This is a genomic window from Paenibacillus sp. PSB04 (assembly GCF_025809195.1).
Taxonomy (GTDB): Bacteria; Bacillota; Bacilli; order Paenibacillales; family Paenibacillaceae; genus Paenibacillus_AQ; species Paenibacillus_AQ favisporus.
In genome coordinates this window covers 4,563,292-4,589,130 of the sequence record NZ_CP081301.1, presented here as the reverse complement: position 1 = coordinate 4,589,130, position 25,839 = coordinate 4,563,292, and the positions used below count along the sequence as shown (strand labels likewise).

The following is a 25,839-nucleotide window of genomic DNA, read 5'->3' as shown; positions in this document are numbered from 1 at the left end:
CATTATCGAGTGTGTTCAGTTTGACCGCGGGACTTCTTCCCTACCGGGATACTTTGGGCAAAACGGAATACGTTATGGGGGTCATATTTCCGCTTGACCCGCTTCAGTCTGTTAACATTCACTCCATAATACGCCTTGGGCCAGTTTTTGATTTGCAGATCGGGGAAGTTTACGTAATCCCCTTTGACAAAGGGACGCAACGCTTTGCGGAATCTTGTCACCCACTGGATATTCCGCTGCTGCTCGCCGTCGTTCCTCCATCTTGCCGACAGCTCATAGACCGTCTCTGCCTTCCGATGTGGATAGGCCGTCGCAGTTGGGGATATCCGGCTTACCGCACTTCCTGCCCCCCCTAAGCTTTGACACCACACAGTAGCGTGCTGATTAGGCGCATTGGACAGAAAATCACGAATCACTCGCACGCCTTCGCGAGGCAGCGGCTTAAACCCGAATGCTCCGGTAATTTTAAACTTCGGCTCCAGGTTGAGATCCCCTTGGGCAAAAAATTGGGTCGCTTCGATAAAAGGGACTGTCCTTACCATCACCTTTACTGGGGTTCCTGTTTGCAGCAAAGGTTGGATTAATCGCCGCAGTTCTTCCTCGCTTCCCAGCAGCTGTCCGGTAGACACGATGGTCCCCACCTGTTTCGCAGCGACCTCGATGGTTGAAGTTAAGCGGTTCGTAACCGCAGGAGCCCAGCGCTGCCAAGACGGAAATACCTTCTCCAGATCGCGCCATTTCCAGGTGATGCTGTAGATGGAGACGTTCTCGATGGGCCTTACCCGAAACGTATATTCGGTAGCAATCCCAAAGTTCCCTCCCCCGCCCCCTCGTGATGCCCAGAGCAGATCGGAATGTTTCTTCTCGTTGGCGATGATCGGCTTCGCCCCGCGCCGTCCTGAAGCCACAACCATCTTCACCTGTTTCAGGTTATCGCAGGTAAGTCCGTACTTTCGCGAGAGCAGCCCGATTCCGCCTCCCAGGGTAAGCCCGGCAATGCCCACGTCTGGCGCCGTTCCCCCCGGCAGGGTTACGCGCTTGTTCCACAGTTTTCTGTATACACGGGCAAGCGGATTGCCTGTTTGTATGCGGGCCACCATGTTTTTGCGATCCACCTTCACGCTATTCATTTCGCTTACATCGATAATTAACCCGCCATTAACAGACGAAAATCCTTCATAGCTGTGCCTCCCGCTGCGGACTCTAAACCGTACGCCTCGCTCACGAGCCCATTTGACTGCGTTGATAACGTCCTGCGTTCGTTGGCAAAACACGATGATCCGTGGAAACTTGGAAAAGCGCCTGTTGTATTCCATTCTGGCCGCATTGTAAGACGGATTGCCAGGCACCACGATTCTTCCGGTCAATGGGGTACCGGCTGTATTCCGCTTTTGTGTCATTATATGTCCACCATCCTCGATCATGGAGTAAGCTGTACTCATCTGCTTATTCCTATGTCGGGGCAATTGACCTGGCAACGGCATCCGCCTTATAGGCGCTTTGGATAGTAACCTTAGCTTTTTCCGAAAATCATGTCACCTCTGATGTCGTGTATTTAGCGAATCAACATGCAGGAAAGAAAAACGGCTCCGCTTTACGGAAGCCGTTTTTTTGCGGTACTGCTTCACTCAGCAGTTCTTGCCACTCTTCTTGCCTGGATTCATCGGTTGATTTCCCCCGGTTTCAGCCAGCTTCTCTCCAAATTGATCCAGCCGTTCTGGCGAAGATGCAGGGCCATCGTTTTTTGGCTTGTTGTTTCTTCCAGTCATGACGCTCACCTCCATCCATAACATGAGCGCCTGACCTTGTTTTCATACCCTGTTACTTCATCCGAACTTAAAATCGGGTCCTTTTTGCAGATTGCTTTGAACCCGGCACTATACAACCGCTCCAAAAGCGCTTAATATTTTCAATAGCGAGTTGTTTCAAATCCGCAATCGTTGCAGTGAACTTATTCGAGAAGGAGTCATCAGAGGCATGCTGGAACCAAACATCACCAACTTATTGAAAAATACGCTGAAAGCAAGTATTGATAACAAGGAGATCGCCGGCGCGAACTTCATGGTGCTCAAGGACGGAAACGAAGTTTTTTACCATGAAGACGGATTAGCTGACCTTGAGTCGGGGCGCCCGATAACAAGGGATTCGATTTTCCGGTTATATTCGATGACGAAGCCGGTGACTTCCACCTCCATCATGATGCTGCTGGAGCGTGGGGCTATCGATTTGTTCGATCCTGTAAGCCGTTACATTCCGGGTTTCAAAAACCAGCAGGTTGAGAAAAACGGCGAACTGGTTCCGGCCGGCCGGGAAGTCAACATTCACGATTTATTGAATATGACATCAGGATTAGTATATGGCGGAACCAACCAAGGCGGACAGCAAACGGATGCATTGTTCCAGGAGCTGGGCAGCCGGTTGAACGGTGATAACCCGATGAGCACGCTGGAGTTCGCGAACCGCCTGGGCCAGATCCCGCTTTCGTTCGAGCCGGGCTCGTACTGGCAGTACGGAACGTCGGCCGATGTGCTTGGTGCGGTTGTAGAAGCGGTGAGCGGTATGCGGTACGGACAATTTTTGAAAAAGGAAATATTCGAGCCGCTGGGCATGAAGGATACCGGATTCTGGCTGCCTGAAGAAAAAAGGCAGCGCCTTGTGAAAACCTATCAGGATGATGGCGAAGGCGGCTTAAAGCTGTACTCGCACAGCCACCTAGGCATCGCCCATCAGCTGGACCGTGATCCGGCATTCGAGTCCGGCGGAGCCGGCCTGGCATCCACGATTGACGACGCTGCCAAGTTCACGACGATGCTGATGAATCAAGGCAGCTTCAACGGTGTTCAACTGTTAAAGCCAAGAACGGTTCAATATATGACGTCGGCGGCATTAACCGAGTGGCAGCAAAAAGGCTTCGATACGTGGCACACCTTGCGCGGCCACAGCTATGGCAACCAGATGCGCATCATGACCGATCCCGGAAAAGCCGGATTTATCGGCAGCCCGGGCGAATACGGCTGGGACGGCTGGCTGGGGGCTTACTTCAGCAACAGCCCACGGGACGGACTGACGATCTTGTTTATGATCCAGAAAAAAGATGGCGGCACGATGCCAATTACGCGCAAGCTGCGTAATATCGTGTTCAGCACCTTGTAAGGGCAAACGAAAGAACCGCACGGGAGCAGAGCTCCATGTGCGGTTCTATTTTTTCACGAAGAATGGTCTAAAGGTGGACAGCTCTCCATCAGGAAGCGCTGAAATCTTTAAAATAGTGCACGCCGTCATGCGCCGTATCGCCGGGTGCGGTTCTTCGGTTGGTGCTGAACCATAGCTTATCTCCGTTCGCCACTCCGACGCCCTCAATTTCAAACAGATCAGGAAATGCCGAAGACGTCACGCGGAACGATAGATTGGGATCCGCCTGGATAGTACCCGAAGCCGTAGAAATATTACGATAAACGAGCACAATACTGACGTTTTTATAAGTCATCGGAACATAGATCGTGTTGTTATAATAACCGAAGCCTTGGAAAGCATACGAAGTGATATTGGATATCGTGCTGCCGTTAACCTTGGCATCTTCAATATTCAGAGAGAAGCTATTCGTGACATTGATCGTTCCACTGGTTGCGGTTAGCGGCAGCGAACCTCTGTACAAGGCTCGTCCGGATTTGAATAAAAAGTTTATGTTGCTCGCGTCTTTGCTCGTAATTTTCACACCCGACATCGCCTTGTCTGCACCATCGTATTTAATAGTGTAATTGCCTACTTTGTAGTAAGTCGTTCCTACATATTTCAATTTCACGAGACTCATACTGCCAGCGTTCATGGTGACGACGAACATATAATAATTGCCGTCGTTGGAGCTGAGAACGACATCATTGGCATGGCCGAGATAGGTTGCGTAAGTAGATCCGTTATCCCCGTTGGTCATGAGCGTTGTGGTACCGTCACTCATTTTGGTGCGATAAATGACCGCTTTATTGTTGTCGCCATTGACTTTTACAGAATAGACGTAGGTTGATCCCACGGCAAATCCCTGAGCGGCATAGCAATCATTGGCATTGCCCAGCGTGGCGACGGTGGAATACGTGTTGTAATATGCTGCACTGGCTGCAACAGGCACCAGCATGGATGCGCAGAGAAGAATAGCGATAAATAAAGTCAGACGTTTGCTGCTCCTCCAAATCTGGGTTATCGCTGCCATCCTTTCTGTAAACCTCCACTTCATACACGGACACCTCCATAAAATTGATGTTATGTTGTCTGTATGAATGAAATCAGTTTCCTACCTGCCAACCTCCATAATACAGAGCAGCTGTTTAATGGAATTCCGGCAAGGATCGTTCTATTGTAGTTTAACCTGAATCCCTGCTCATTCAAGTCATTATAGTCCTAAATCAGAGTAGTTCTGGGCCTAATCCTTTCGTCCCCCCGTTTATTGTGATACAAGCAATATACTTGTAACGTTACCTCAGACGTATTGTCATCATCGGACCCGTTTCATAGCTGGTACTCAGATGTAAAATTTCTCCTTGAACCTTACGCAGCGTCATGTCCTAAGATTCAATTGCCGGCAAAAAAATAAAAAGGGAGATCGATGATGATGACGAAACGGCAACTTCAACACAGCACACCGTTTTTTAAGGATGCAAGACGAGGAGTGGGTTCAAAATGAGCAGCACATCATACAGCAATGAGCTGAACGCCGGCCTAAAGGAATGGATCGGACTTGCCGTACTGGCTCTGCCCGCCCTTCTGGTCTCGATTGATCTCTCCGTGATGATCCTCGCGCTGCCGCATATCAGCGCCGACCTGGGCGCAGATAGCGCTCAGCAATTATGGATCATCGACATCTACGGATTTATGCTCTCCGGATTTCTAATCACGATGGGCTCGCTGGGAGACCGGATCGGCCGCAGGAAGCTGCTGATGATCGGCGGAATCTCTTTTGCGGCAGCGTCCTTATTAGCCGCTTTTGCTCCAAACGCCTGGACTCTGATTGGAGCACGTGCGCTGCTGGGAATCGCCGGGTCAACGGTCGCGCCTTCGACTTTAGCTTTAATCAGCAGCATGTTCCGCAATCCCAAGCAGCGCTCTCTCGCCATTGGCATATGGATGATGTGCTCCATGGGCGGCATGGCGCTTGGTCCGGTTTTCGGCGGCATGCTGTTAAATCACTTTTGGTGGGGCTCGGTATTCCTGCTTTCCTTGCCCATCATGTTGATTTTGGTCCTTACCGGACCCGTTCTGCTGCCGGAATATCGTCATCCCCAAACCGGCCCTCTGGATGTAACAAGTGTTTTGTTGTCGTTGCTTACTATTTTGCCGGTCATCTATGGACTTAAACAAATTGCCAAATACGGCCTGCAAATTGTACCATTACTGCTTGTATTCGCCGGCTTAATCTTTGGCGCATTTTTTATTGCGAGGCAGAAAAGGTTGACCAGTCCATTGCTGGATCTGCATCTATTTGCGAACCGGGGATTCAGTTCCGCGCTTGGAGGCATGTTCGGCATCACATTTACGGGAGCAACGATGCTCTATATCGGGCAGTATTTGCAATTCGTAAAGGGGCTGTCTCCGCTTGAAGCAGGGTTATTTATGCTCCCCGGAGCCATCGCCTCCATGGCCGGGATGTTACTCTCACCGCTTGCCGCACGCCTGGTGCGCCCGGCTCGCCTGATCGGAGCAGGCCTTTTGATCTCCGCGGCAGGCTGTCTGTTCCTCACTCAGGTGGGCAGTGATTCCGGCCTCACCTATCTTGTCATCGGGTATGTGCTGTTCAACTTGGGTGCTGCTCCATTACCGAGCCTGTCCAGCGATCTGGTGATCGGCTCGGTCTCGCCGGCAAAGGCAGGATCGGCCGCAGCCATGCTGCAAACAAGCGGAGAATTTGCGTTTGCGCTGGGCATTGCCGTTTTGGGCAGCATCGGAACCGTCGTATACCGCAGCCAGGTGACGAGCTCGATCCCTGCCAACCTCCCGGAATCCTCTGCACAACTCTCTCGCGACAGTTTGACCGGGGCGATCGAGACAGCAAAAAGTCTCACAGTAGAAGCCGGTACTTCGCTCGTCGAGGGGGCAAGCAAAGCTTTTATGGGCGGGTTTCACGCGATTGCAGCGGTTAGTGGAGTCATCATGCTTGGTATCATCGTTTTGGTCGCGATCCAGTTCCGTCACTTACGGCCGATTGGAGAGAACCAACCTGTCCAAGCCGAACGTATTCCCGAAACAGAGCATTCCCTGCTCTAATGAATAATGATCTAGAATAGCCTTGGCATTAGGCCAAGGCTATTTGCATAATAAAATCCGTTTGTTCTTCATCACCCATATAAAAAGAGTGAGCACCGGTTTGAACAAAACCTATCTTTTTGTAAAAGTGAATGGCGTTCTCGTTCTTTTCCCAAACTCCGAGCCACAATCTCTTTTTGTTATGAGTTTTAGCGATATCCATCGCTTGGTTGATTAAATATTGGCCAAGCCCTTTTCTTTGAAACTGGCTTCGAATATAAATCCGTTCAATTTCAAGCGAATCATCGCCCATGGGTTCGGTCTGGGCTTCATTCATATTGACCTTTAACAATCCGGCAAGTTCATCTTGGAAATAGACGAAATAGAACTCCGAAGAGCTATGAGCCAATTCTTTTTCCAACTGTTCCTCATTAAATGCCTTCTCCAAATAGGCTTTCAAATTCTCCGGTGAATTCTGGTCTTTAAATGTGTCCGTAAATGTTTCGATGCTGATTTCCCGGAGCCGCGGTAAATCTTCACGGCTGCACTTGGTTATGCTTACTGTCATGTTAGTCGAAGGCTCCTTTGTCGAAAATCAATAACCCCTCTTGTTCCCCTTTTTGACGTATTCCCAATCCACTTCGATATTCTTTCTAACCCTTTGCAGAAGTTGAAAAATGGTATCTGTTTCTTCTTCCGAAAATCCCGCTAACGCGACCCGATTCGAATGATCATGTTCTCTTTGGATAAAAGGATACACCGATTGCCCTTTTTCCGTCGGAAAAAGTTTTTTGATCTTTCGGTTATGCTCGTCCGCCTTTTTCTCAATAAAGCCATTCGTTTCAAGCTTTTGTATGGCACGGGCTGCAGTAGTCCGGTCTACCTTAATCATTTCGGCTAACTTTTCTTGAATGATCCCCGGGCTCTCGCAAATCCGGACAAGATACAAATACTGCCCTTTCGTCAGTTCATATTCCTTAAATTCGATGTTGCTAATTGAATCCAACGCCCTGGCAATCATTCCGATTTCACGCAGAATTTCTTTCATTGGGCAGCTCCTCATCCTTTTCAACTGATCAATCGTTCTTGATCCATATTATATTATTTTTATTGCATTTGCAACAAAATGAAAAGTGCGAATGATTTAAGTAGTTATTAGTAAATACAACATCAGATTGTTTAGAGCGTAACCTTAAGGCGCTTTCGGCAGATCCAGGCCGTTCATGACATAGGGGCGAACAATGCCCACAAGTAAATCGGTTCGGTCATTCTCTCCCACCGTTAACCAAGCATGCGCAGCGCCATAAATCGCAGAGGCAGTCATCGCCGAGATGATTTTCGTTTGTCTGTCTTCCATAAAATGAAGATTCCCTCTCCGTAAAATGTTCTCAATGGATTGCTGCAGCAGCTGCTTGATTTTCTCATCGACGAGCGATGCAATCGGTTTGGAATCCATTCTGCATATCTGATAAAAATCCATTATGTAGTGGTAAGTCATCATGATCAGCCCGTCACAGATTTCGTCCGTAAAGTCGCGTGCATTCAGCACTTGATCAGGAATTCGATCGCGAAAAGCCTGCTCCGTGATTTCTTCCAGCAAAGCGTATTTATCTTCATAATGCGCATAGAAGGTAGCGCGGTTAATCGTTGCTCTTTGTGCGATATCGTTAATGGTTATGGAATCAAAATCTTTCTTTCGGAGCAGCTCCCTGAACGCTTCCCTGATTAACTGGCGTGTGCGCAATACCCTCGGATCCTGCTGATTTACCATATCCAGCCTCCTGTTAAAACATCAAATTTCAAAATGTGTTGTCTATGCAACGTTCCGCTTCATCTGCCGATTGAAATCAGAAGCTTGCCATACTATCATCTTACCCAACAGATGTTGCTTAAGCAATCTCTGACTAATTCATGGAAAGGGTAGATCATTGTTGAATACGATAAAAAAGAGACTTTTAATATTTGGCGCAGGTATCGTTGGCAGCATATACGCGCTCCGGTTTGCCCAATCGGGTCTGGATGTCACACTGTTAGCTCGGGGAAAACGGCTCGAAGCCCTTCAAAAGAACGGGCTGCGTTACAACGATCACGGCACGATAAAACAAATGTCGATCAAGACGATCGGGAAGCTTGAGGACGACGATATTTACGATTTTATCTTTGTTCCGGTACGGTTTGATCAAGCCGAATCCGCCCTGTCTGCGATCAAAAATAACCAGAGCCAAACGATTGTCACTTTGACCAACACCGTCAGTTATGAATCCTGGCTTGATATCGTGGGTGACCGGCTGCTCCCCGGATTTCCCGGGGCAGGTGGAGACATGAAAGAGGATGTACTATACGCCCAATTCGGCTCGGAAAAACATCAAGGGACCATTTTTGGTGAAATCAATGGACAGACGAGCGAAAGGGTCAAAGAATTGGCCGAAATACTTGAAACGGCAGGTTTGCATTATGAAATTCAACACGATATGTATGCATTCCATGTTTCGCATACTGCGGTTGCCGTGGGCAACAAGCATTTCTATACGGACGAGGGTGTGGTCGATCTGGAGACTGCAAGAAGCGAACGCACGCTCAGCAAGATCGCGGCTGATATTAAACAAAATCTTCGCTTGGTCGGGCTGGCCGGAATCCCGGTCATACCGACCGAAACGAAGGCCATGGGGGAAATGCCGGAACAAGATCTTACTGCGATGTACCGCCAGATGCTGAGCAATGATTTTATCATTGATGTCATGCTCGGGGATCATGCTATCAGTCAAAGAGCAGAAATTATGCTGTTAGATGAGAAATTTCATGAAAAGTTTTCTGTGGGGCAATAACACCAGATCGGCTAGCCAGGTTACGGTTAATCCCATGCAACAAGAAGCGGCAGTCTAGGACTTACGAGCCCTGGTCTGCCGCTCTTCATAACAAATAGGCATTTTAGATGAATTTGGTACTGCTGCGTTTTCGGACGGCTTTTTTCGCTTACAGCAGGATCAGCGTTAGAATTACAAATTGCACGGAACCGACAATTTCCATGATGCCTACGCTCATCGGCTTTAACGGTTTGCCGGAGTACATCCATGTCTTGATCAGCGGATAAACAAATGGCAAGCACATCCAAGGGCTGAGCAAAAGCAGCGGCAGTATCAGCGCGATGAGATGATATACCTTCGCATAGATGGTCCACCGTTTATTTTTCCGCTCACGAAATACGGATTTAACGAAAAAAACGGTTCCCATAAAGTACAGGAAGTTGTACAGCAGAACCTCCGCCAGTTCCCTGCCCCATGTTCCGCCACCCAGCAGATAAGCCGCCGCGCCGGCGGTGCAGAACAGCAGAATGGCGCAAATATCGTTCAGCAGCGCCCGCTCGGACTTTCGCCGCACATGCCAGATATTTACGGCGAGAAGCAGGATAAGTACCGGAGCGAGCCAGAACAGCCATAACTCCTGAAGCAGCACCGGAATGAGGCACAGAAGGGCCACCGCCGCATAACCTGCCCCCCATTTAAGCCACCAGGTCCGCTTGGTCGTCTTTTTTAAAGCCTGCAGCAGCGGATAGGATGACAAATACAGGAACAGCCAGGCAAGGAACAAGGGGAGATGCAGAAGAACGGGGTTCGCCGCCATCATGCCGATGATAAAGGGAATGCTGACCATCGCCCAGCCCCCGTGCTCCCGTGGAATGACCATGCTTATTTTTTTCATACGCCTTCTGCTCCTTTTCCATGGCTGGCTGTTCACGACTTTGGGTTCAGGCCGCTCAGCCGCCGATATAGGACATACCAATCTTTTTCCGGCTCATCGCCGTTTGTTCCGTTCGCTCTTCCGAATACCGGTCTTCCCGCTTCTCCCACACGCCGCGGATGGCCGCAAGCAGCTGTTCATCCGATGCGCCGGATCGCAGCAGGCTTCGGAGATCGAACCCTTTGGAGGCAAACAGACAGGAATACATTTTACCGTCCGAAGACAAACGGACCCGTGTGCAGGAAGAGCAGAATGCCTCCGATACGGACGAGATAAAGCAAACCTCGCTCTCCCCGTCTCTGTAGCGGTACCGTTTGGACACTTCCCCGGGATAACGCGGAGAGACCGGCGTCAGCTCGGCATCGCCACCCAGGCGTTCGAAGATGTCCCGCTTCGTCATCACCTGCTGCATACGCCAGCCGTTGTCGTTTCCCACGTCCATAAATTCGATGAAGCAGAGCGTGATGCCGAGTTTTTTGAAAAAAGCCGCCATTGGGACGATCTCCTGATCGTTGAGACCTATCTGCACGACCATATTTACTCTAACCTCGATTCCAATACTACGGGCGCGTTCCATGTTGGCGATAATGACAGACGGCTGTATGCCCCTTCCGTTGATAAGGCCGAAGCGTTCCAGATCGAGCGCATCCAGGCTTACATTCACCCGGCGAAGCCCGGCATGATAGAGGCTCTCTGCCTGCCCCCCAAGCAGTAGGCCGTTCGTCGTCAGCCCGATATCATCAATCCCCGGAATAGCAGCAAGCATACGAATGAGCTCGGTAAGTCCACGGCGCAGCAGGGGCTCACCGCCGGTCAGGCGAATCTTTCGGACGCCAAGCAAAGCGTATAACTTAGCTGCCCGTGTAATTTCCTCAAATGACAGCAGCTGCTCCTTGGGCATGAAGGCATAATCATCCCCGAAGATCTCCTTCGGCATGCAGTATGTGCAGCGGAAATTGCATCGGTCCGTCACGGAAATCCGCAGGTCGCGCATCGGTCTAGCCAGCTGATCCAAATGGGGGTTCGCCGCCATGTTTCCTTCCTCCTTCGTATAGCCGTACATGCTTCAGCCCGCTTTATCCTTGCAGCTGCGGACTGCTTTTCAGCTTTGAGCTTCCGCCTCCATAGCGGTCGTTTGTAGGCTTGTTCGTAATATCGCTGAACGTTCCGACATATTGGATAACGTCTCCGGCATCATCTTTAACTGCATTAATGATTAATAACTCTAAATACTCCTCGCCATTTTTTCGACGGTTCCAGATCTCCCCCTGCCAGCTTCCCCGCTCCTTGATTTCCGCCCACATGGTGCTGTAGAAATCACCGGATTGACGGCCGGACTTCAGGATGCTCGGATTTTTGCCGATCACTTCCTCCTCCGTGTAGCCCGTCAGCTTCGTGAATGCCGGGTTCACGGCATGGATCTTTCCGCTCAGGTCCGTCACGAGAATGCCTTGCCCTGTGGAATTGAACACCTCCGAGGAAACGGCCAGTTTATCTTGATAAAACATCCAGACAACGATGACGAGGCTGGCGAGCGCTACCTGGGATAGCGCCATGAACCCGATGGAATACTGCCCGGTCACCGAATGAATGAAGGAAAGCATCAGCGGCGGGAAGAAGCCGCCAAGGCCGCCCATCATGGACACGATCCCGTTCACGATCCCCGCCTGCTTGTTGAAATACAGCGGCACCAGTTTAAAAATGATCCCGTTGCCAAGTCCGGCGCCTACCGCGATGGTTAAGCAACCCACGGTATAGAGGCCGATCGACGGAGAGAACGCCAAGATGATGGCTGCAATCGTAAGTCCGACGAATACACCCATTAACAGGAACAGCGGCTTAAAGCGGTCCGCCAGCCACCCGCCCACCGGCCGCAGGAAGGTCGCCACCACGATGAAACCGGCCGTGCGCATCCCCGCATCCACCTTCGCCAGCTCAAAATTCGTAACCAGGAAGTTGGGAAGGTAAACCGTAAACGCAACGAACGAACCGAAGGTGATGAAATAGAACAATGAAAAATACCACAGCTTATCGTTTTTATAGACGCCTTTGATCTGCTCCATGAGCGGCGTTTTGACCTTCGTTTCTTTGCGGTCACCCAAGAATACGTTCAGCACCGCAAACGCGAGCAGCAGAATTAAATACAGCTGGACGGTACGCTCCCACCCGATTTGCGTAGCAACGACAGGTGCGGCAAAGGTGGTAATGGCTGTACCGACATTGCCCATTCCATAAATTCCATTGACCAAGCCCAGCTTTTCTTTCGAATAATATTTAGGGAGCGAGGTGACACCGACCGAGAAGACGGCTCCTCCGATACCCAAGAACAGGCCGCCGATCACAAGATGCGTAAAGGATGTGGCCGTGCTGATAAAATAAACCGGGAACAGCAGCAGAATAAAGCTTGCGATAAACACGATCCGTGCGCCCAGGACGTTGGCGTAGTATCCCAGCGGCAAACGGAGCACCGAGCCCAGCACCACCGGGATCGCGGTCAGGATCGCCAGCCGGTCCGCCGGGATGGATATGTCCTCCCGAATGAACGGCAGCAATGCGGAAATGATGACCCATACCATAAATCCAAGCACCAAATTCATCGTCTGCAGCGGCAGCTGCGCTTTTTTGATCATTTCAACCACCTTTTCTGAACATGATAAATGGCTGACTTCATTGATCCCCATGCCTTATTGTACGTGACGATATTCACAAAGATAATAGGGAAGTTCCCTGAATTCGTCAGGGGAACTTCCCTATATTCTGTGGCTGGAACACCCGGTATCCTTAAAAATGCTAGAAATCCAGCAGTTTTTTCTTTAGTGCATACTCCACCAGCTCCGGCCGGCTTTTCAGGTTCAGCTTCTCCATAATTTTGGCCTTATGGGCCTCCACCGTTTTGACGGAGACATACAGCTTCTCCGCAATCTCTTTGTTGCCGTAGCCTTTGGCGATGAGCGGCAAAATCTCGATTTCCCGGGGGGAGAGGCTGTTAAACGGATCGTTGTCCGCGCTCTCGCTGTCCTTTTTAATATACTCCCGAACCAGTGACGTGGCCATTTGCGGATGGATGTAGGTTCCTCCCTTGTGCACCATCCGGATGGCCGAGACCAGTTCTTCATCCGGCGCGTTTTTGAGCACGTAACCGGAGGCGCCGTTTTTCAGCACATGGAACAAATAGTCGTCGTCATCATACATGGTGAGGATCAGTATTTTCGTATTCGGAAAATCATTGCTGATCTTGCCCGTGGCAATCAGACCGCTCTCGCCCGGAGGCATGCTGAGGTCCATCAGCAGCACGTCCGGTTGATGCTTGGCTACCATGGCGTAAGCCTCCATGCCGTCAGCGGCCGTCGCGACGACTTCCATATCCTCCTGGTAGTTCAGAATCATGGAAAAGCCGCTCCGGACCACCGCATGATCATCCGCTATGACAATTTTCATCGTGTATCGGTCTCCCTCTCCCTCTCGTTATCCTCTGAACACGGAATGCGCAGCTCCACCTTCGTCCCTCCGCCGATGGCCGAATACAGCATGAACTGGCCGCCGACAAGCTCGGCGCGCTCACGCATCCCGTATAGGCCAAGGCCGGTGCCCTTGGCTTCATTCTCATTCATATTGAATCCTGTTCCGTCATCCTTGACGGTCAGCTGAAGGACCCCGTCCTCTTCGCATAACCGGACATGCACCTCGTCGGTACCGGCGTATTTCAGCGCGTTCAGGACGGCTTCCTGGCATACGCGGTAGACCACGGTCTCGATCTCGCTGCCGTATCGGGCTGCGGACAGCTCCGCCGAGAAATCGACGAGCAGGCCGTAGTTTTTCTCGATCCATTTGAAATGCGAGCGGAATGCCGCTTCCAGTCCCAGGTCATCGAGCGAGGCCGGCCGCAGCTCCACGGATAAATGGCGGATGTCGTCCAGCAGCCGCGTCAGCGACACTTCGGTCTGCTGCAGCTTCTTCAGTACATCTTCGCCAACCTCCATATATTTGACCACGCGCAGGTCCACAAGCGAGCTGAGCAGCTCCTGGGCGACACTGTCATGCAGTTCCCGGGAAATCCGCTTTCGCTCGTCCTCCTGCGCTTTAATGACGTATTTCAGCAGATTCGAGCGCTGGAGCATCTCCTGCGTCTTCTGCTGTTTAGTCAGGTCCAACAGCATGAGCACGCGGATTCCCCGCTCCTCGTCAATGGTATGATAGCTGGCTGCATAAGGGACGACGCCTTCGCCCCGGGTTTGGAGATAGACCTGGAACGAGGAAAAATCCCCTTTCGGATAGTCCAAATAGCATTTGGAGCACGAAATCTGGTCTTTTTCATCCGTGTAGCCCTTGCAGGCCTGGCAGAAGGAATCGTCGACGCCGGACTGCATCCGTTCGATCACGTCGATATCCAAAATGTTCTCCGCGGCCGGGTTCATGGCGACGACGCTGCCTTTTTCATCGATAAAAAAGATCGCCTCCATGCTGTTCGCATACATCTTCTTCAGCAGGTCATTTAAATGTTCATCTGTCATCCGAATCAAGGCTGTCCCACCTCCCCCGCATGAAAAGCGCCAAATTCCCTGCCAAGTCCCTCCTGGAACTGGTCGAAGGCTGCTTGGGTCAGGCGGTTCTCCGCGCGGTAGCCCACCAGCAAGACGCCTTGAACCCGCGCTGCTTCCCACAGCGGGATGGCCCCGAGGCTCTTCAGCTGCTCCGCCACGATGATCGGATAATTGAACAAATCCCGGGATTCGATATCGGTGTTCACATTTTGGATCAGCATCGGCTTGCCGGTTTTGAACACGATGCCCGCAATGCCTTTCCCTGAATGCAGGACAATCCGCTTATAGCGATCGTTCATGTTGCCGGAGGCATATTGCCAGGTCAATACGAATCGGTCCTCAGCCGGCTGAACCAGAGCCAGGGACACGAAATCGAATTGAAACCGGTCCCGGAGCTTTTCGATTTCCGCTTGGTATTGATAGTTCGGCTGATTCTTCATGGCCATAGCTCCCCTTGATGTAGAAAAGAAGGCTGTTCGCCTTCTTTGGTCTACGATTCATAATTGCGGTGCTTCCTATAAAGGATATATCTTCTGCCTACATAATTCAACGGAACGCTCCATACGTGCACGAGCCGGGTAAAAGGCCACAGCGCGAAAATCCCGAATCCGGCCAGAATGTGAATCTTGAACGACAGCGGCACATTCACCATCAGCGCCGCATCCGGGCGCAGCATAAACAAATCCCGGAACCAGACAGAAATGCTCTCCCGGTAGTTGAACTCCGGCTGGACAGCGTTCGTCACCAGCGTGCTGTACATGCCCATGAACACGATGAACAGCAGCAGTACATTGACGATCATGTCCGACGCGGAGCTGAGCCGGCGGACATTACGGATCGTGAACCGGCGCGAGGTCAGCAGAATCATGCCGCCCAAGGTCAGCAGGCCAAAGGCGCTGCCGATATATACCGCGCCGATATGGTACATATGGTCGCTGACTCCCGCCGCTTCCATCCACGATTGGGGAATGACCAGGCCGGCGACATGGCCTCCGATCACGGGGATGATGCCCAGATGGAACATCAGGCTGCCCAGCCTCAGCTGCTTTTTCTCGATAAACTCACTGGACTTGGCCGTCCAGTTGAACTGGTCGGTACGGTACCGGTAAATATGTCCGACGACAAACACCGCGAGGCACACATAGGGGAATATGACCCATAGAAACTGGTTAATCATGCTCATGCGCCTCCGTTTCCTGCTGGATACATGCTTTAAATGTTTCGCGCAGGCCGCGGATCAGATGAGCGTAAGGACTGCCGGACTTCTCCAGCGCCTTCAGCAGATGGTAGGTGCCGTCCTCCATGACCGCCAGCATGAGATCCAGGCTCTCTGCCGCTTGCTTTTCATGCCCCTGCCAGTTGGCCGCATAGACGAATTCGCACATGAGGGGCAGGTAATCGGACAGCTCGGAGCCGGCGATATCGAGGCCGTACAGCTGATACGTCTCCTTGAGCTTGGCCAGCATTTGTCCCCTGTCCCGGCTGTCCTCAAATTTATGGAAGGTCATGTACAAAGTCGTTTTTTTCTGAAAATCGAACGTCTGAACGTACATCTCCTCGATCTGCTCCATGCTGTATTCATGCATCAGGTCCCAGAATGTACGGACCGAAGGATAGGCCGGATGTTTGGAGTCCAGCGACTCCGCCAGCACAGACGGGTGGAAATCCAGCTTCTCCGGGTAAGTCAGCATCTGGGCGAAAAATCCGAATACGGTTTGATCGTTCTGCAGCTTTTCGAGATTAATCACGCCAGATCCCCCCATAGAAATTTTCTTCGTACAGTTCCTTGCCGGTTTTGCCCTGCGGGCTTGCCGGTCCGCAGCCGCTGCAGCCCATGCTGAAGCCTTCGAGGCCTTGGGAGCGGTACACATCCATATGGCTTTCTTTGTGCGATGTCGGTACAACAAACCGGTCATCGTATTTGGCAATGGCAAGCAGCCGGTACATCTGCTTCATTTGACCTGCCGTCAGGCCGACCCGCGCCAGCCGCGCTTCGTCAAATTCGGCACCGGACGACTGGGCTCGCATGTAGGAGCGCATCATTGCCATCTTCTGCAGAGCATCCTTCACCGTTGTCGTATCCCCTGCCGTCAGCAGGTTGGCGAGGTACTGAATCGGCGTGCGCATCTCCTCGATCGCCGGGAAGATCATGTCCGGATTTCCGATCGAATCCCTGCCTTCAAAGTAGTTCATGATCGGGCTGAGCGGCGGCACGTACCATACCATCGGCAGCGTACGGTACTCCGGATGAAGCGGGAAGGCCAGCTTGTATTCGATGGCTAGTTTATAGACCGGCGAGTTTTGGGCCGCCTCGATCCATTCCTCGGACAGTCCGTCTTTGCGCGCCTGCTCGATCACCGCCGGATCATGCGGATCAAGGAACAGGCTGCATTGCGCCTGGTACAGATCCTTTTCATCCGGCATGGAGGCCGCTTCCTTCACCCGGTCGGCGTCATACAGCATCACACCCAAATACCGGATGCGGCCGGTGCAGGTCTCCGAGCATACCGTCGGCAGCCCTGCTTCGATTCTTGGAAAACAGAAGGTGCACTTCTCGGCCTTGTTCGTTTTCCAGTTAAAGTACACCTTTTTGTATGGGCAGCCGGTCATGCAGTAGCGCCAGCCGCGGCAAGCTTCCTGGTCCACGAGCACGATGCCGTCCTCGTCCCGCTTGTACATTGCGCCCGAGGGGCAGGACGCCACACAGCTGGGGTTCAGGCAGTGCTCGCACAGGCGGGGCAAATACATCATGAACGTCTGCTCGAAGTTGAACTTGATCTCTTCCTCGATCTTTTCGATATTCGGATCCTTCGGACCCGTTACATGAGCGCCTGCCAGATCATCCTCCCAGTTCGGGCCCCATTCCAGGTTCATCGTTTCGCCGGTCACCGCCGATTTCGGGCGGGCCACAGGCTGATGCTTCTTCTCACCGGAGTTGGTCAGATGCTCATAGTTATAGGTCCATGGCTCGTAGTAATCCTTCATTTCCGGCATATCGGGATTGTAGAAAATTTTGCCGAGTGCGATTTTGGACAGCTTGCTGCCGGATTTCAGCTGCAGCTTACCCTTTTTCAGCGTCCAGCCTCCCTTGTATTTCTCCTGGTCCTCCCAGCGTACCGGGTAACCGACGCCCGGCTTCGTTTCCACATTGTTGAACCACATATATTCCGCGCCCGGGCGGTTCGTCCAGGTGCTCTTGCAGGTGACGCTGCACGTATGGCAGCCGATGCATTTATCCAAATTCATGACCATGGCGACTTGCGCTTTAATCTTCAAGCCAATCCACCTCTTTCATTTTGCGGACAGCCACGTACACATCCCGCTGATTGCCGATCGGTCCGTAGTAATTGAATCCATAGCTGAGCTGGGCGTAACCTCCGACCATCTGGGTCGGCTTCACGTGAATTCGCGTCGGTGCGTTGTGACTGCCGCCGCGGTCCTTCGTGATTTCCGAGCCTGGCACGTTGATGTGCTTATCCTGCGCATGATACATGTACATCGTGCCTTTCGGCATCCGGTGGCTGACGACGGCACGGGCGGTGACGACGCCGTTGCGGTTGTAGACTTCCAGCCAATCGTTGTCCTGGATGTCGTTTGCCGCCGCATCGTCATTGTTGATCCATACTGTCGGCCCGCCACGGAACAGCGTCAGCATGTGCAGGTTATCCTGGTATGTGCTGTGGATGTTCCATTTGCCGTGCGGCGTCAGATAGCGGAGCACGAGTGTGTCTTTACCGCCAGTAATCTGTTTGTCGCGCGGACCGAATACCATCGGCGGCAGCGTCGGCTTATAGACCGGCAGCGCTTCGCCGAATTGCAGGAAAATTTCGTGATCGATATAGAAATGCTGTCTGCCCGTCAGCGTCCGGAAGGGCACATGCCGCTCGATGTTCGTCGTGAACGGCGAATATCTTCTCCCCATTTTGTTCGAGCCGCTGAACACCGGTGTCGGGATGACTTCCCGCGGCTGGGCCGTGATGCTCTGAAACGTGATGCGCTCCGCCGCGCGGTCCGCGGAGATGTCTTTCAGGCTCACGCCGGTGTCATTCTCCGCCGACTCCCAGGCACGCTGTGATACTTTGCCGTTCGTCGCCGAAGAGATATGAAGAATGGCGTCCGCCGCATTTCTGGCGGTATGCAGCTTTGGCAGGCCGTTTTTGATCGTGTCGTCGTCATAGCTTCCGTTCATGCGCTTCAGCTCTTCGTACTCCTCGGCCACCGAGAAGCTGACGCCGTGCGCCCCGATTTTGCCTGCCGCCAGGCTCGGGCCGAGCGTCACGAATTTATCGTAAATTTTCGTAAAGTCGCGTTCGACAACGGTCAGGTTCGGCATCGTTTTACCCGGAACCGCTTCGATCTCGCCTTTGCGCCAATCGAGCACCCTGCCGTATGGCTGGGCGATTTCGCTGATCGAATCATGCGCCAGCGGGCTGGCCACGAGGTCCTTGTATACGCCGGGAAGATGCGTTTTGGCCATCTCCGAGAAGGTTTGTGCAATCGTCCGGTAAATGTCCCAGTCCGAGCGCGATTCCCACAGCGGATCCACCGCCGGATTGAACGGATGGACGAATGGATGCATGTCGGTGGAGGATAAGTCGGTTTTCTCGTACCAGGTCGCTGCCGGCAGCACCACGTCGGCATACATCGGCGTCGAGGTCATCCGGAAGTCGAGCGCGACCAGCAGGTCCAGCTTGCCTTCCACGTCTTCGCGCCACACCATTTCTTCCGGCTTCTCGTCTTCGTTCGGCGTCGAGAGCAGGCTGTCCGAAGCGCCAAGCAAATGCTTCATGAAATACTCCTGCCCTTTGGCGGAGCTGGATATGAGGTTCGAGCGCCATACGAACAGCGATCTCGGGAAGTTTTCCGGCGCATCGGGATCTTCGGCGGCGAACTTGGTATCTCCAGAGACGATTTGCGTTAACGCATGCTTCACGATCTCCTCGTTGGTCGTCTTCCCATGGCTGGCCGCTTCCTCAGCGAACGCCAGGCTGTTCTTGTTGAACTGCGGATAGGACGGCAGCCAGCCGAGTCTCGCGGCAAGGACGTTATAATCCGCCGGATGCTGGTAACGGATGTCCCCGCCCGTAGGCGATTTCAAGGAATCGGCACCCATTTCTTCGTACTTCCACTGGTCGGTCGCAAAATAAAAGAACGACGTCGCATTTTGCTGCCGCGGCGGCCCCTGCCAGTCTTTGGCGAAGGCGATTGTGGACCAACCCTCGATCGGGCGGCATTTTTCCTGGCCGACGTAATGTGCCCAGCCGCCGCCGTTCACGCCTTGGGAAGCCGTCAAAATGACCAGGTTCAGAATCGAGCGGTAGATCGTGTCGCTGTTGAACCAGTGGTTGATGCCCGCGCCCATGATGATCATGGAACGGCCGCCGGTATCCAGCGCGTTTTGCGCGAATTCCCTGGCAATCTGCACGACGATTGAAGCCTTCACGCCGGTAATCTTTTCCTGCCAGGCCGGTGTGTAGAAGGAATCCGCATCGTCATATCCGCCCCCATGTGACTCGCTGTCGGTTGAGACAATACCGTATTGGCTTAACATCAGGTCGAATACCGTCGCCACGAAGCGTTCGGTCCCGTCGGCGAGGTGAATCTTCTTTGCCGGGATTTGGCGTTCGAACGTGCCGTTGGCGTTATTATCGAAGAACGGGAAGCAAATCGTCTGCCGCTCTGCTCCCAGGGATTCCACGGAAAGCGCCGGCGCAATGACCGATCCGTCCTCGCGTTCCAGCATCAGGTTCCACTTCTTGCCTGGCTCCCAGCGCTGTCCCATCGTACCGTTCGGGACTGTGATTTCATTTTTGTTTTCGTCGTAAATCACCGGCTTCCACTCCGCATGCGGGGTCGTATCACCCAGATCGCTTGCGCGCAGGAATCGACCGGCCTTATATCTGCCCACATGCTCATCCAGCAGAAGAAGGAACGGCATGTCTGTATACTGCTTGGCGTAATTCAGGAACATCGGTTCCTGACGATCTTGATAAAACTCTTTCAAAATGACATGCGTCATCGCCTGAGCGACCGCCGCATCCGTTCCCGGATTCGGGGCAAGCCAGTTATCGGCGAACTTGACATTCTCCGCATAATCCGGCGCTATCGATACGACCTTCGTGCCTTTGTAGCGCACTTCCGTCATAAAGTGTGCGTCCGGCGTCCGCGTTAAAGGCACGTTCGAGCCCCACATGATCAAGTAGCCGGCATTGTACCAATCGCTGGATTCCGGCACGTCGGTTTGCTCGCCCCAAATTTGCGGGGAAGCCGGCGGCAGGTCGGCATACCAGTCGTAAAAGCTCAGCATTTCGCCTCCGAGCAGGGAAATGAATCTCGCCCCCGATGCGTAGCTGATCATCGACATGGCCGGAATCGGGGTAAAGCCGGCAATGCGGTCCGGTCCGTATTTGCGGATCGTATAGATCAGCTGCGCGGAGATCAGCTTGGTCGCATCCGCCCAGGAGACGCGTACATGACCGCCTTTGCCGCGCGCTTTTTTGTAGGTTCTTGCTTTTTCGGGGTCTTCCACGATGCTGGCCCAGGCTGCGACCGGGTCGCCATGCTGGTTCAGCGCTTCATTCCACATGTGCCACAGCTTGCCGCGCATATACGGATATTTCACGCGGAGCGGGCTGTATTCGTACCAGGAGAACGAGGCTCCGCGCGGACAGCCGCGCGGCTCGAATTCCGGCATATCGGGTCCGCAGGACGGATAATCGATCTGCTGATTTTCCCAGGTGATGATGCCGTTTTTTACAAACACCTTCCAGCTGCAGGAGCCTGTACAGTTCACGCCGTGCGTCGTGCGCACGACTTTGTCATGGGACCAGCGCTTGCGGTACATGTCCTCCCAGTCCCGGCTTTTCTCTTCAAGTACGGACCAGTTGTCCGAATAGCTTTCCAATCGTTTGAAGAACTTCAGTCCCTTCTTCCGTTTCATAGGACGGTTCAACTCCTTTACGTGAATGACCATGATCGGGGAATCAATGTGTCGTCCATTCGTATGACTTAATTATGAGAGCCTACTGCTGAGTTTGGTATCAGGGAAACTCCTATATCGGAGCGAGAAATCCCTTGGTTGGTTGGGGAAGGGAGCTGGAGCTTGCCTTTTGTGGAGTACAAAGGCTATTTTAAAACTCGGGAGGTACCTTCTACACTTGTCCATGGTGTGGGGATGGATTCCGGGTTCCAGCCGCTGCCTAAATCCGCGTTCCCTAGATTTGATAGGGATGTAGGAACACGGATTCAAAGGCGGCATGTAAACTTTCCACCCCGAATCCATTCCCTGTTTGGAGATACAGTTACGAAAGCGAAAACCTTAAAGATCCTCCCCCCCACAAAAAAAGCCCCCTCTTCACCTTGTGAAGAAAGGGGCTTCTAAACCACCGTTATCCGGATCAGCTGCACCGCTCGCGAATCCGCTCGAACAGCACGTTATTTTCCAAATGGATGTGCTCGTAGGTGTCCTTTTCCAGCAGTCCAAGCCGCTGGTAGACAAGCCGATACGTGCCGCAGGCATCTGCCGGGAGGGCGAAATCGCCGGTCACTTCCCGCAGCTCTTTCAGCAGATTTCCGGCCTGCTCATGCTCCTCCTTCAGCCCGGACAGCAGCGGCCGAAGTTCCGCCAAATGCTGCGGATTCGGATTCGCCATAGATTTCAGGATGTGCGGAAATACGTTGTGATCTTCGTCCTCCGTATGCTCCTGCAGTTCACTTTTCAAATCCGCGAATAATTTCTGCACCCGCAGCAGCTCCGGATGACGTTCTCCATGGACGCGGGCCAGCTTTGTCACATAAGGCGTTAACGCGGGAAGTTCTTCGCGCAAAAAAGCGTGATGCTTGTTCTGAATGTATTCGATCAGCTCCGGTTCCGCCAGATCTCCCGGCCGGCTGTCCTGATACTCCGCTATTTTCGTCTCCAGAGTCCGGATTTGATCCAGAACCGCGCTGGAATCGAGCTTCCGTTTGGTCGCTGCTTCATCCAGAGGGATTTTGCCTCCGCAGCAAAAATCGATGCGCAATGCGCGGAACAGATCGGCTGACTGCGGTACGGCTGTGACGATGTCGGCAACGTGCGTTTGAAGCGTTAATTGACTCATTGAAAGGACCTCCTGTAGTGGATTCATTCCGATATCTTGATGCAGAACTCATTTACAGCCCCAGTATAAGGAATCTTCGAAGCCTGCCTTGTGATTCCAGTCATACCAAAAGCAAACGAAATGTGAAAACATCCACGGCAGAAAAAAAAGCTTCCCACACCCTCCCGAACGGAGGATATGAAAAGCTAAATTGATTTGCATCGCCTGTTTAGGTTGTTTAAAATTTCTCGGGAAACTGTTTAACAATGCCTTCTGTCAGGATGTCCGCCAAATGAATCATATGGATCTCGTTTTTGTCGGTTGCCGCGATATCCGCTTTCCAGTCTCCCTTGAGGCAGTCAAGGACGATTTCCGTGATCAGCTGAAGGTGCGTGTACAGCATATCCTGCAGCTCTTTAAACGACCAATTCGGATTCGCAGCGCTTAAAAATTTGGCGATATCGTCGGCGTTACGATGCCAATCCGCTTCTAGCTTTTGCACATCCGCCTGGTTACCCGCTTTGGCGGCGGCGACAATTTTCCCTGCAATGAGAATATGTTCTCTTAGAATCTCAGCCAGCTTATTACCGGCAGCTTCCCCGTAATAGGGTTTGATCACATTTCCGATGTCCTGCTGGTTCCGCAGGAGCCGGTCCAATACGTCCTGCTGATCCGGACGGTTCGATATGGCGCTGACAATATAACTTCTCGTCCAGATGGTATGGTCGATCCAAGCTTTCTGCATATCGGTTTTCAGCTGCACCATTTTAGGGCTGATACAAACCGGATTCTTCTTCCCATCCCCCATGGCTTGTGCAGGTGCTGCGATCTGAATCACGCTGAAAATAAGCGTCAAGGTTATAAGTAAAGCCTTAAGCCGTTTGTTTTTCACTGTTATCTGCTCCTCTATACGTTTGGAATATATCAGGCTGTCTTAATATGGATAAAAAATACCCGATTTTATACAGAGGAGCAGCTTCATTTCTGATTGCTTCGTTGATTCCTTCTAATTAGACGGTAGGGACAGTTCCTCCATCAATGACATATTCAGCGCCCGTAATTGAGGCGGCACGTTCTGACGCCAGAAAAGCGACAAGTTCGCCAACCTCTTCCGGAAATCCAGGTCGTCCAACGGGAATTCCTCCCAATGCATCAATGACCGATTGGAGTGCGCTTTCGAAGCTGCCTGTTACTTGTGCGATATTCTCCATCATCGCGTCTGCTGCAGTCGTTTGAATAAAGCCGGGAGCAACGCGGTTTACACGAATGCCTTGCGGAGAGAATTCTTTTGAAAGGCTTTTGCTGTAGTTGCTTAGTGCCGCCTTTGCAGCTGCATAAGGAATTGTAGATTCAACCAGGGGCAATACCCGCTGGATGGATGAGATATGGATGATGACTCCCTTCCTTTTTTCGAGCATCAACGGGAGCAGTCCCCGATCCAAGCGTACAGCAGCCAAAAGATTCAAGTTTAGTGCTTCGAGCCAATGTTCGTCACTTGCCGCAAGAAAACCTCCCGGAGGTGTGCTGCTCCCCCCGACGTTATTGACGACGATATCGATCGTGCCGAACCGCTCTTTAACGGCTTTGACGACCTTTGCCGTTCCTTCCATTGAGGATAAATCAGCTTCCACGAACCGTTCCGGATCAGCAAGGTCCGCTGGCACAGAACGCGCTGTTGTCATTACCTCAGCACCAGCCGATGCAAATCTTTTTGCGATAGCTTCCCCCATCCCTTTTGTACCGCCGGTTACCAGCACTTTTTTGCCTTGATATTCCGTCATTGGATTTGCATAAGTTACAGCCATGTTGTTTCCTCCTGAGCATAAATGATTGGGTTGGTTAGAAATCAAGAACGCCGCTTGGTACAGTGAACGTCCCCTGAGAACAACCTTATTGTAAGCTTGACGGACCCCAGCGTCTAATTTATAGTTTTCATTAAATTTATGAATTAAATTTATATAAGTGGGTGCCAAGATGGAGCTGACACAACTCGAATACTTTTTAACCGTTGCCCGGCTGCAGCATATGACGATGGCTTCGAAGGCATTGAATATTACTCAACCAGCCTTAAGCCACGCGATTGCCAAGCTGGAGACCGAACTGGGAGTTCCCCTTTTCGAGCGAAACGGCCGGAATGTCGAATTAAATCGCTATGGAAAAATGTTCGGCAGATGGGTTGAGACGGCCTTGAACAACATCCAAAACGGCATACAGGAAATTGAGGAGTGGTCCAACCCCGAAACGGGTGTGATTCACATCTCCTATTTGAATATTTTAGGCGTGGATTTGGTCCCTTCTATGGTTCGGGATTACCAGGTTCATCATCCCCAGGTCCGTTTTGAACTGTACCAAGGAGATCACGGGGATATCGATGAGTATTTGGATAAGGGTACGGCGGACATGATGATCACTTCGAGGGAAACGACGCTGGACAATCATGAGTGGATTGTAATTCGCAAATTACCGCTGTTTATCGTTGTTTCCGCAGATCACCCCTTTGCAAGCCGCTCCAGCCTAAGCTTGTTTGAATTATCCGGTGAGCCTTTTGTGGGACTCAAGAGAAATTGCGGCCTTAAGGCGACCATCACCTCCCGTTTTCAGCATACGAATTTTGAACTGGCCTCCACTTATGACGCCGAAGATTTGATTACCGTGGCTGGTTTTATTAAAGCGGGTCTGGGCGTGTCGGTGCTGCCGCAAACATTAGGGCTTATGTTAGACGGTCTGGTATGGATCCCTATTCAGGAGGAAGGCTGGGATTGGGAAGTCGGGCTGAAGTGGCGAGAAGACCGCTATTTATCGCCATCTGCCAAGAGGTTTATTGAGTATATGGATACAGCATCCAAGTGAAGGACGTTATTGATGGATCAGAAAAAAGATACCGCGATGTGCACGGTATCTTTTTTATCGTCTTTTATTCGCCGGCTGCTTCAAATGTCGTGACAATTTCGTACATCCCCGGCTCAAACTTCGCTATTTTCAAAGCTTCCTGCAGATACGGAAGCGGCCTAGGGTCATTTCGCATGGCTTGATAATCCTCTGCGCTTCTCCATTGGGAATACATCGTAACCTTCGTTCCATCCGTACCTCGATGGAGAATACATGTTATAAATCCTGGGGCGTGTCGGACGGAAACATTCGTTGCGTCGGTCAGCAGTTTGATCAGCCGTTCCTGATTTGCCGGATCAACGGTAAATACATTGATCAGTGTCAGAACCTGGTTATTCCATGATATTTGAGTCAAGATGTCA

General features: G+C 52.0%; 24 protein-coding genes. 4 read left to right on the top strand and 20 right to left on the bottom strand.

The window, feature by feature from the left end; translation table 11 throughout:
- Positions 1 to 2 precede the first annotated feature (2 nt).
- Positions 3 to 1,400, bottom strand: a complete 1,398-nt coding sequence (locus K2F33_RS21245; RefSeq protein ID WP_263878489.1) for an FAD-binding oxidoreductase — start codon at positions 1,398 to 1,400, stop codon at positions 3 to 5.
- 228 nt (positions 1,401 to 1,628) lie between these two features.
- Positions 1,629 to 1,769 carry a hypothetical protein gene (locus tag K2F33_RS21240; protein ID WP_163875666.1) on the bottom strand — a complete coding sequence of 47 codons (141 nt, stop codon included), beginning with the start codon at positions 1,767 to 1,769 and terminating at the stop codon, positions 1,629 to 1,631.
- A 208-nt stretch (positions 1,770 to 1,977) separates the two neighbouring features.
- On the opposite strand from K2F33_RS21240, the gene K2F33_RS21235 reads away from it, so the two are divergent.
- Complete coding sequence (locus tag K2F33_RS21235; protein ID WP_263878488.1) at positions 1,978 to 3,153, top strand: serine hydrolase domain-containing protein; 1,176 nt, start codon at positions 1,978 to 1,980, stop codon at positions 3,151 to 3,153.
- Between the two features lie 88 nt (positions 3,154 to 3,241).
- Here the strand turns inward: K2F33_RS21235 and K2F33_RS21230 are convergent, their stop codons facing one another.
- Complete coding sequence (locus K2F33_RS21230) at positions 3,242 to 4,204, bottom strand: hypothetical protein (protein WP_263878487.1); 963 nt, start codon at positions 4,202 to 4,204, stop codon at positions 3,242 to 3,244.
- A 467-nt stretch (positions 4,205 to 4,671) separates the two neighbouring features.
- Between K2F33_RS21230 and K2F33_RS21225 the strand changes: the two genes are divergently transcribed.
- Positions 4,672 to 6,252 carry an MFS transporter gene (locus tag K2F33_RS21225; RefSeq protein WP_263878486.1) on the top strand — a complete coding sequence of 527 codons (1,581 nt, stop codon included), beginning with the start codon at positions 4,672 to 4,674 and terminating at the stop codon, positions 6,250 to 6,252.
- Between the two features lie 28 nt (positions 6,253 to 6,280).
- Here the strand turns inward: K2F33_RS21225 and K2F33_RS21220 are convergent, their stop codons facing one another.
- From K2F33_RS21220 to K2F33_RS21210, 3 genes are all read right to left on the bottom strand, one after another.
- The gene (locus K2F33_RS21220) at positions 6,281 to 6,799 is read right to left on the bottom strand and encodes a spermidine/spermine N(1)-acetyltransferase (protein ID WP_263878485.1); all 519 of its coding nucleotides are present in this window, start codon (positions 6,797 to 6,799) and stop codon (positions 6,281 to 6,283) included.
- Between the two features lie 27 nt (positions 6,800 to 6,826).
- Entirely contained in the window at positions 6,827 to 7,279 is a 453-nt protein-coding gene (locus K2F33_RS21215) for a MarR family winged helix-turn-helix transcriptional regulator (protein WP_263878484.1), read from the bottom strand.
- 144 nt (positions 7,280 to 7,423) lie between these two features.
- On the bottom strand, positions 7,424 to 8,002 hold the full coding sequence (locus K2F33_RS21210) for a TetR/AcrR family transcriptional regulator (RefSeq protein WP_263878483.1): 579 nt from the start codon (positions 8,000 to 8,002) through the stop codon (positions 7,424 to 7,426).
- Positions 8,003 to 8,162: 160 nt separating this feature from the next.
- Here K2F33_RS21210 and K2F33_RS21205 point away from each other — a divergent pair, with 160 nt between their 5' ends.
- Positions 8,163 to 9,056 (top strand): ketopantoate reductase family protein, encoded by an 894-nt coding sequence (locus tag K2F33_RS21205; RefSeq protein WP_263878482.1) that lies wholly within the window; start codon positions 8,163 to 8,165, stop codon positions 9,054 to 9,056.
- Positions 9,057 to 9,204: 148 nt separating this feature from the next.
- Here K2F33_RS21205 and K2F33_RS21200 read toward each other — a convergent pair whose 3' ends face one another.
- The 13 genes from K2F33_RS21200 to K2F33_RS21140 all read right to left on the bottom strand — a co-directional run bounded on the left by K2F33_RS21200 (position 9,205) and on the right by K2F33_RS21140 (position 24,393).
- Positions 9,205 to 9,930, bottom strand: a complete 726-nt coding sequence (locus tag K2F33_RS21200; protein ID WP_263878481.1) for a YwiC-like family protein — start codon at positions 9,928 to 9,930, stop codon at positions 9,205 to 9,207.
- Positions 9,931 to 9,985: 55 nt separating this feature from the next.
- Positions 9,986 to 11,002, bottom strand: a complete 1,017-nt coding sequence (moaA, locus tag K2F33_RS21195) for a GTP 3',8-cyclase MoaA (protein WP_263878480.1) — start codon at positions 11,000 to 11,002, stop codon at positions 9,986 to 9,988.
- 43 nt (positions 11,003 to 11,045) lie between these two features.
- On the bottom strand, positions 11,046 to 12,599 hold the full coding sequence (locus K2F33_RS21190; protein WP_263878479.1) for a nitrate/nitrite transporter: 1,554 nt from the start codon (positions 12,597 to 12,599) through the stop codon (positions 11,046 to 11,048).
- A 160-nt stretch (positions 12,600 to 12,759) separates the two neighbouring features.
- Entirely contained in the window at positions 12,760 to 13,407 is a 648-nt protein-coding gene (locus tag K2F33_RS21185) for a response regulator transcription factor (protein WP_076164548.1), read from the bottom strand.
- Complete coding sequence (locus K2F33_RS21180) at positions 13,404 to 14,489, bottom strand: sensor histidine kinase (RefSeq protein ID WP_263878478.1); 1,086 nt, start codon at positions 14,487 to 14,489, stop codon at positions 13,404 to 13,406. Before K2F33_RS21180 ends, K2F33_RS21185 begins: the two co-directional genes overlap by 4 nt.
- Complete coding sequence (locus K2F33_RS21175) at positions 14,486 to 14,950, bottom strand: GAF domain-containing protein (protein WP_076164546.1); 465 nt, start codon at positions 14,948 to 14,950, stop codon at positions 14,486 to 14,488. Before K2F33_RS21175 ends, K2F33_RS21180 begins: the two co-directional genes overlap by 4 nt.
- Positions 14,951 to 15,000: 50 nt before the next feature.
- Positions 15,001 to 15,693: a respiratory nitrate reductase subunit gamma gene (gene narI / locus K2F33_RS21170; RefSeq protein WP_263878477.1), complete on the bottom strand. Its 693-nt coding sequence runs from the start codon at positions 15,691 to 15,693 to the stop codon at positions 15,001 to 15,003.
- A complete protein-coding gene (narJ, locus tag K2F33_RS21165) occupies positions 15,680 to 16,258 on the bottom strand; it encodes a nitrate reductase molybdenum cofactor assembly chaperone (protein ID WP_263878476.1) in 579 nt (192 codons plus the stop codon). The genes narI and narJ overlap by 14 nt, the downstream gene beginning before the upstream one ends.
- Positions 16,251 to 17,786 (bottom strand): nitrate reductase subunit beta, encoded by a 1,536-nt coding sequence (gene narH, locus K2F33_RS21160; RefSeq protein ID WP_263878475.1) that lies wholly within the window; start codon positions 17,784 to 17,786, stop codon positions 16,251 to 16,253. Before narH ends, narJ begins: the two co-directional genes overlap by 8 nt.
- The gene (locus K2F33_RS21155; protein WP_263878474.1) at positions 17,776 to 21,450 is read right to left on the bottom strand and encodes a nitrate reductase subunit alpha; all 3,675 of its coding nucleotides are present in this window, start codon (positions 21,448 to 21,450) and stop codon (positions 17,776 to 17,778) included. The genes narH and K2F33_RS21155 overlap by 11 nt, the downstream gene beginning before the upstream one ends.
- Before the next feature lie 457 nt (positions 21,451 to 21,907).
- Complete coding sequence (gene ric / locus K2F33_RS21150; RefSeq protein WP_263878473.1) at positions 21,908 to 22,609, bottom strand: iron-sulfur cluster repair di-iron protein; 702 nt, start codon at positions 22,607 to 22,609, stop codon at positions 21,908 to 21,910.
- A gap of 217 nt (positions 22,610 to 22,826) precedes the next feature.
- The gene (locus K2F33_RS21145; protein ID WP_212984090.1) at positions 22,827 to 23,480 is read right to left on the bottom strand and encodes a glycosyltransferase; all 654 of its coding nucleotides are present in this window, start codon (positions 23,478 to 23,480) and stop codon (positions 22,827 to 22,829) included.
- 118 nt (positions 23,481 to 23,598) lie between these two features.
- On the bottom strand, positions 23,599 to 24,393 hold the full coding sequence (locus tag K2F33_RS21140) for an SDR family oxidoreductase (RefSeq protein WP_263878471.1): 795 nt from the start codon (positions 24,391 to 24,393) through the stop codon (positions 23,599 to 23,601).
- A gap of 169 nt (positions 24,394 to 24,562) precedes the next feature.
- Here K2F33_RS21140 and K2F33_RS21135 point away from each other — a divergent pair, with 169 nt between their 5' ends.
- A complete protein-coding gene (locus K2F33_RS21135) occupies positions 24,563 to 25,438 on the top strand; it encodes a LysR family transcriptional regulator (RefSeq protein ID WP_263878470.1) in 876 nt (291 codons plus the stop codon).
- A gap of 64 nt (positions 25,439 to 25,502) precedes the next feature.
- Here the strand turns inward: K2F33_RS21135 and K2F33_RS21130 are convergent, their stop codons facing one another.
- The gene (locus K2F33_RS21130; RefSeq protein WP_076164529.1) at positions 25,503 to 25,832 is read right to left on the bottom strand and encodes a putative quinol monooxygenase; all 330 of its coding nucleotides are present in this window, start codon (positions 25,830 to 25,832) and stop codon (positions 25,503 to 25,505) included.
- Between the last annotated feature and the right edge of the window lie 7 nt (positions 25,833 to 25,839).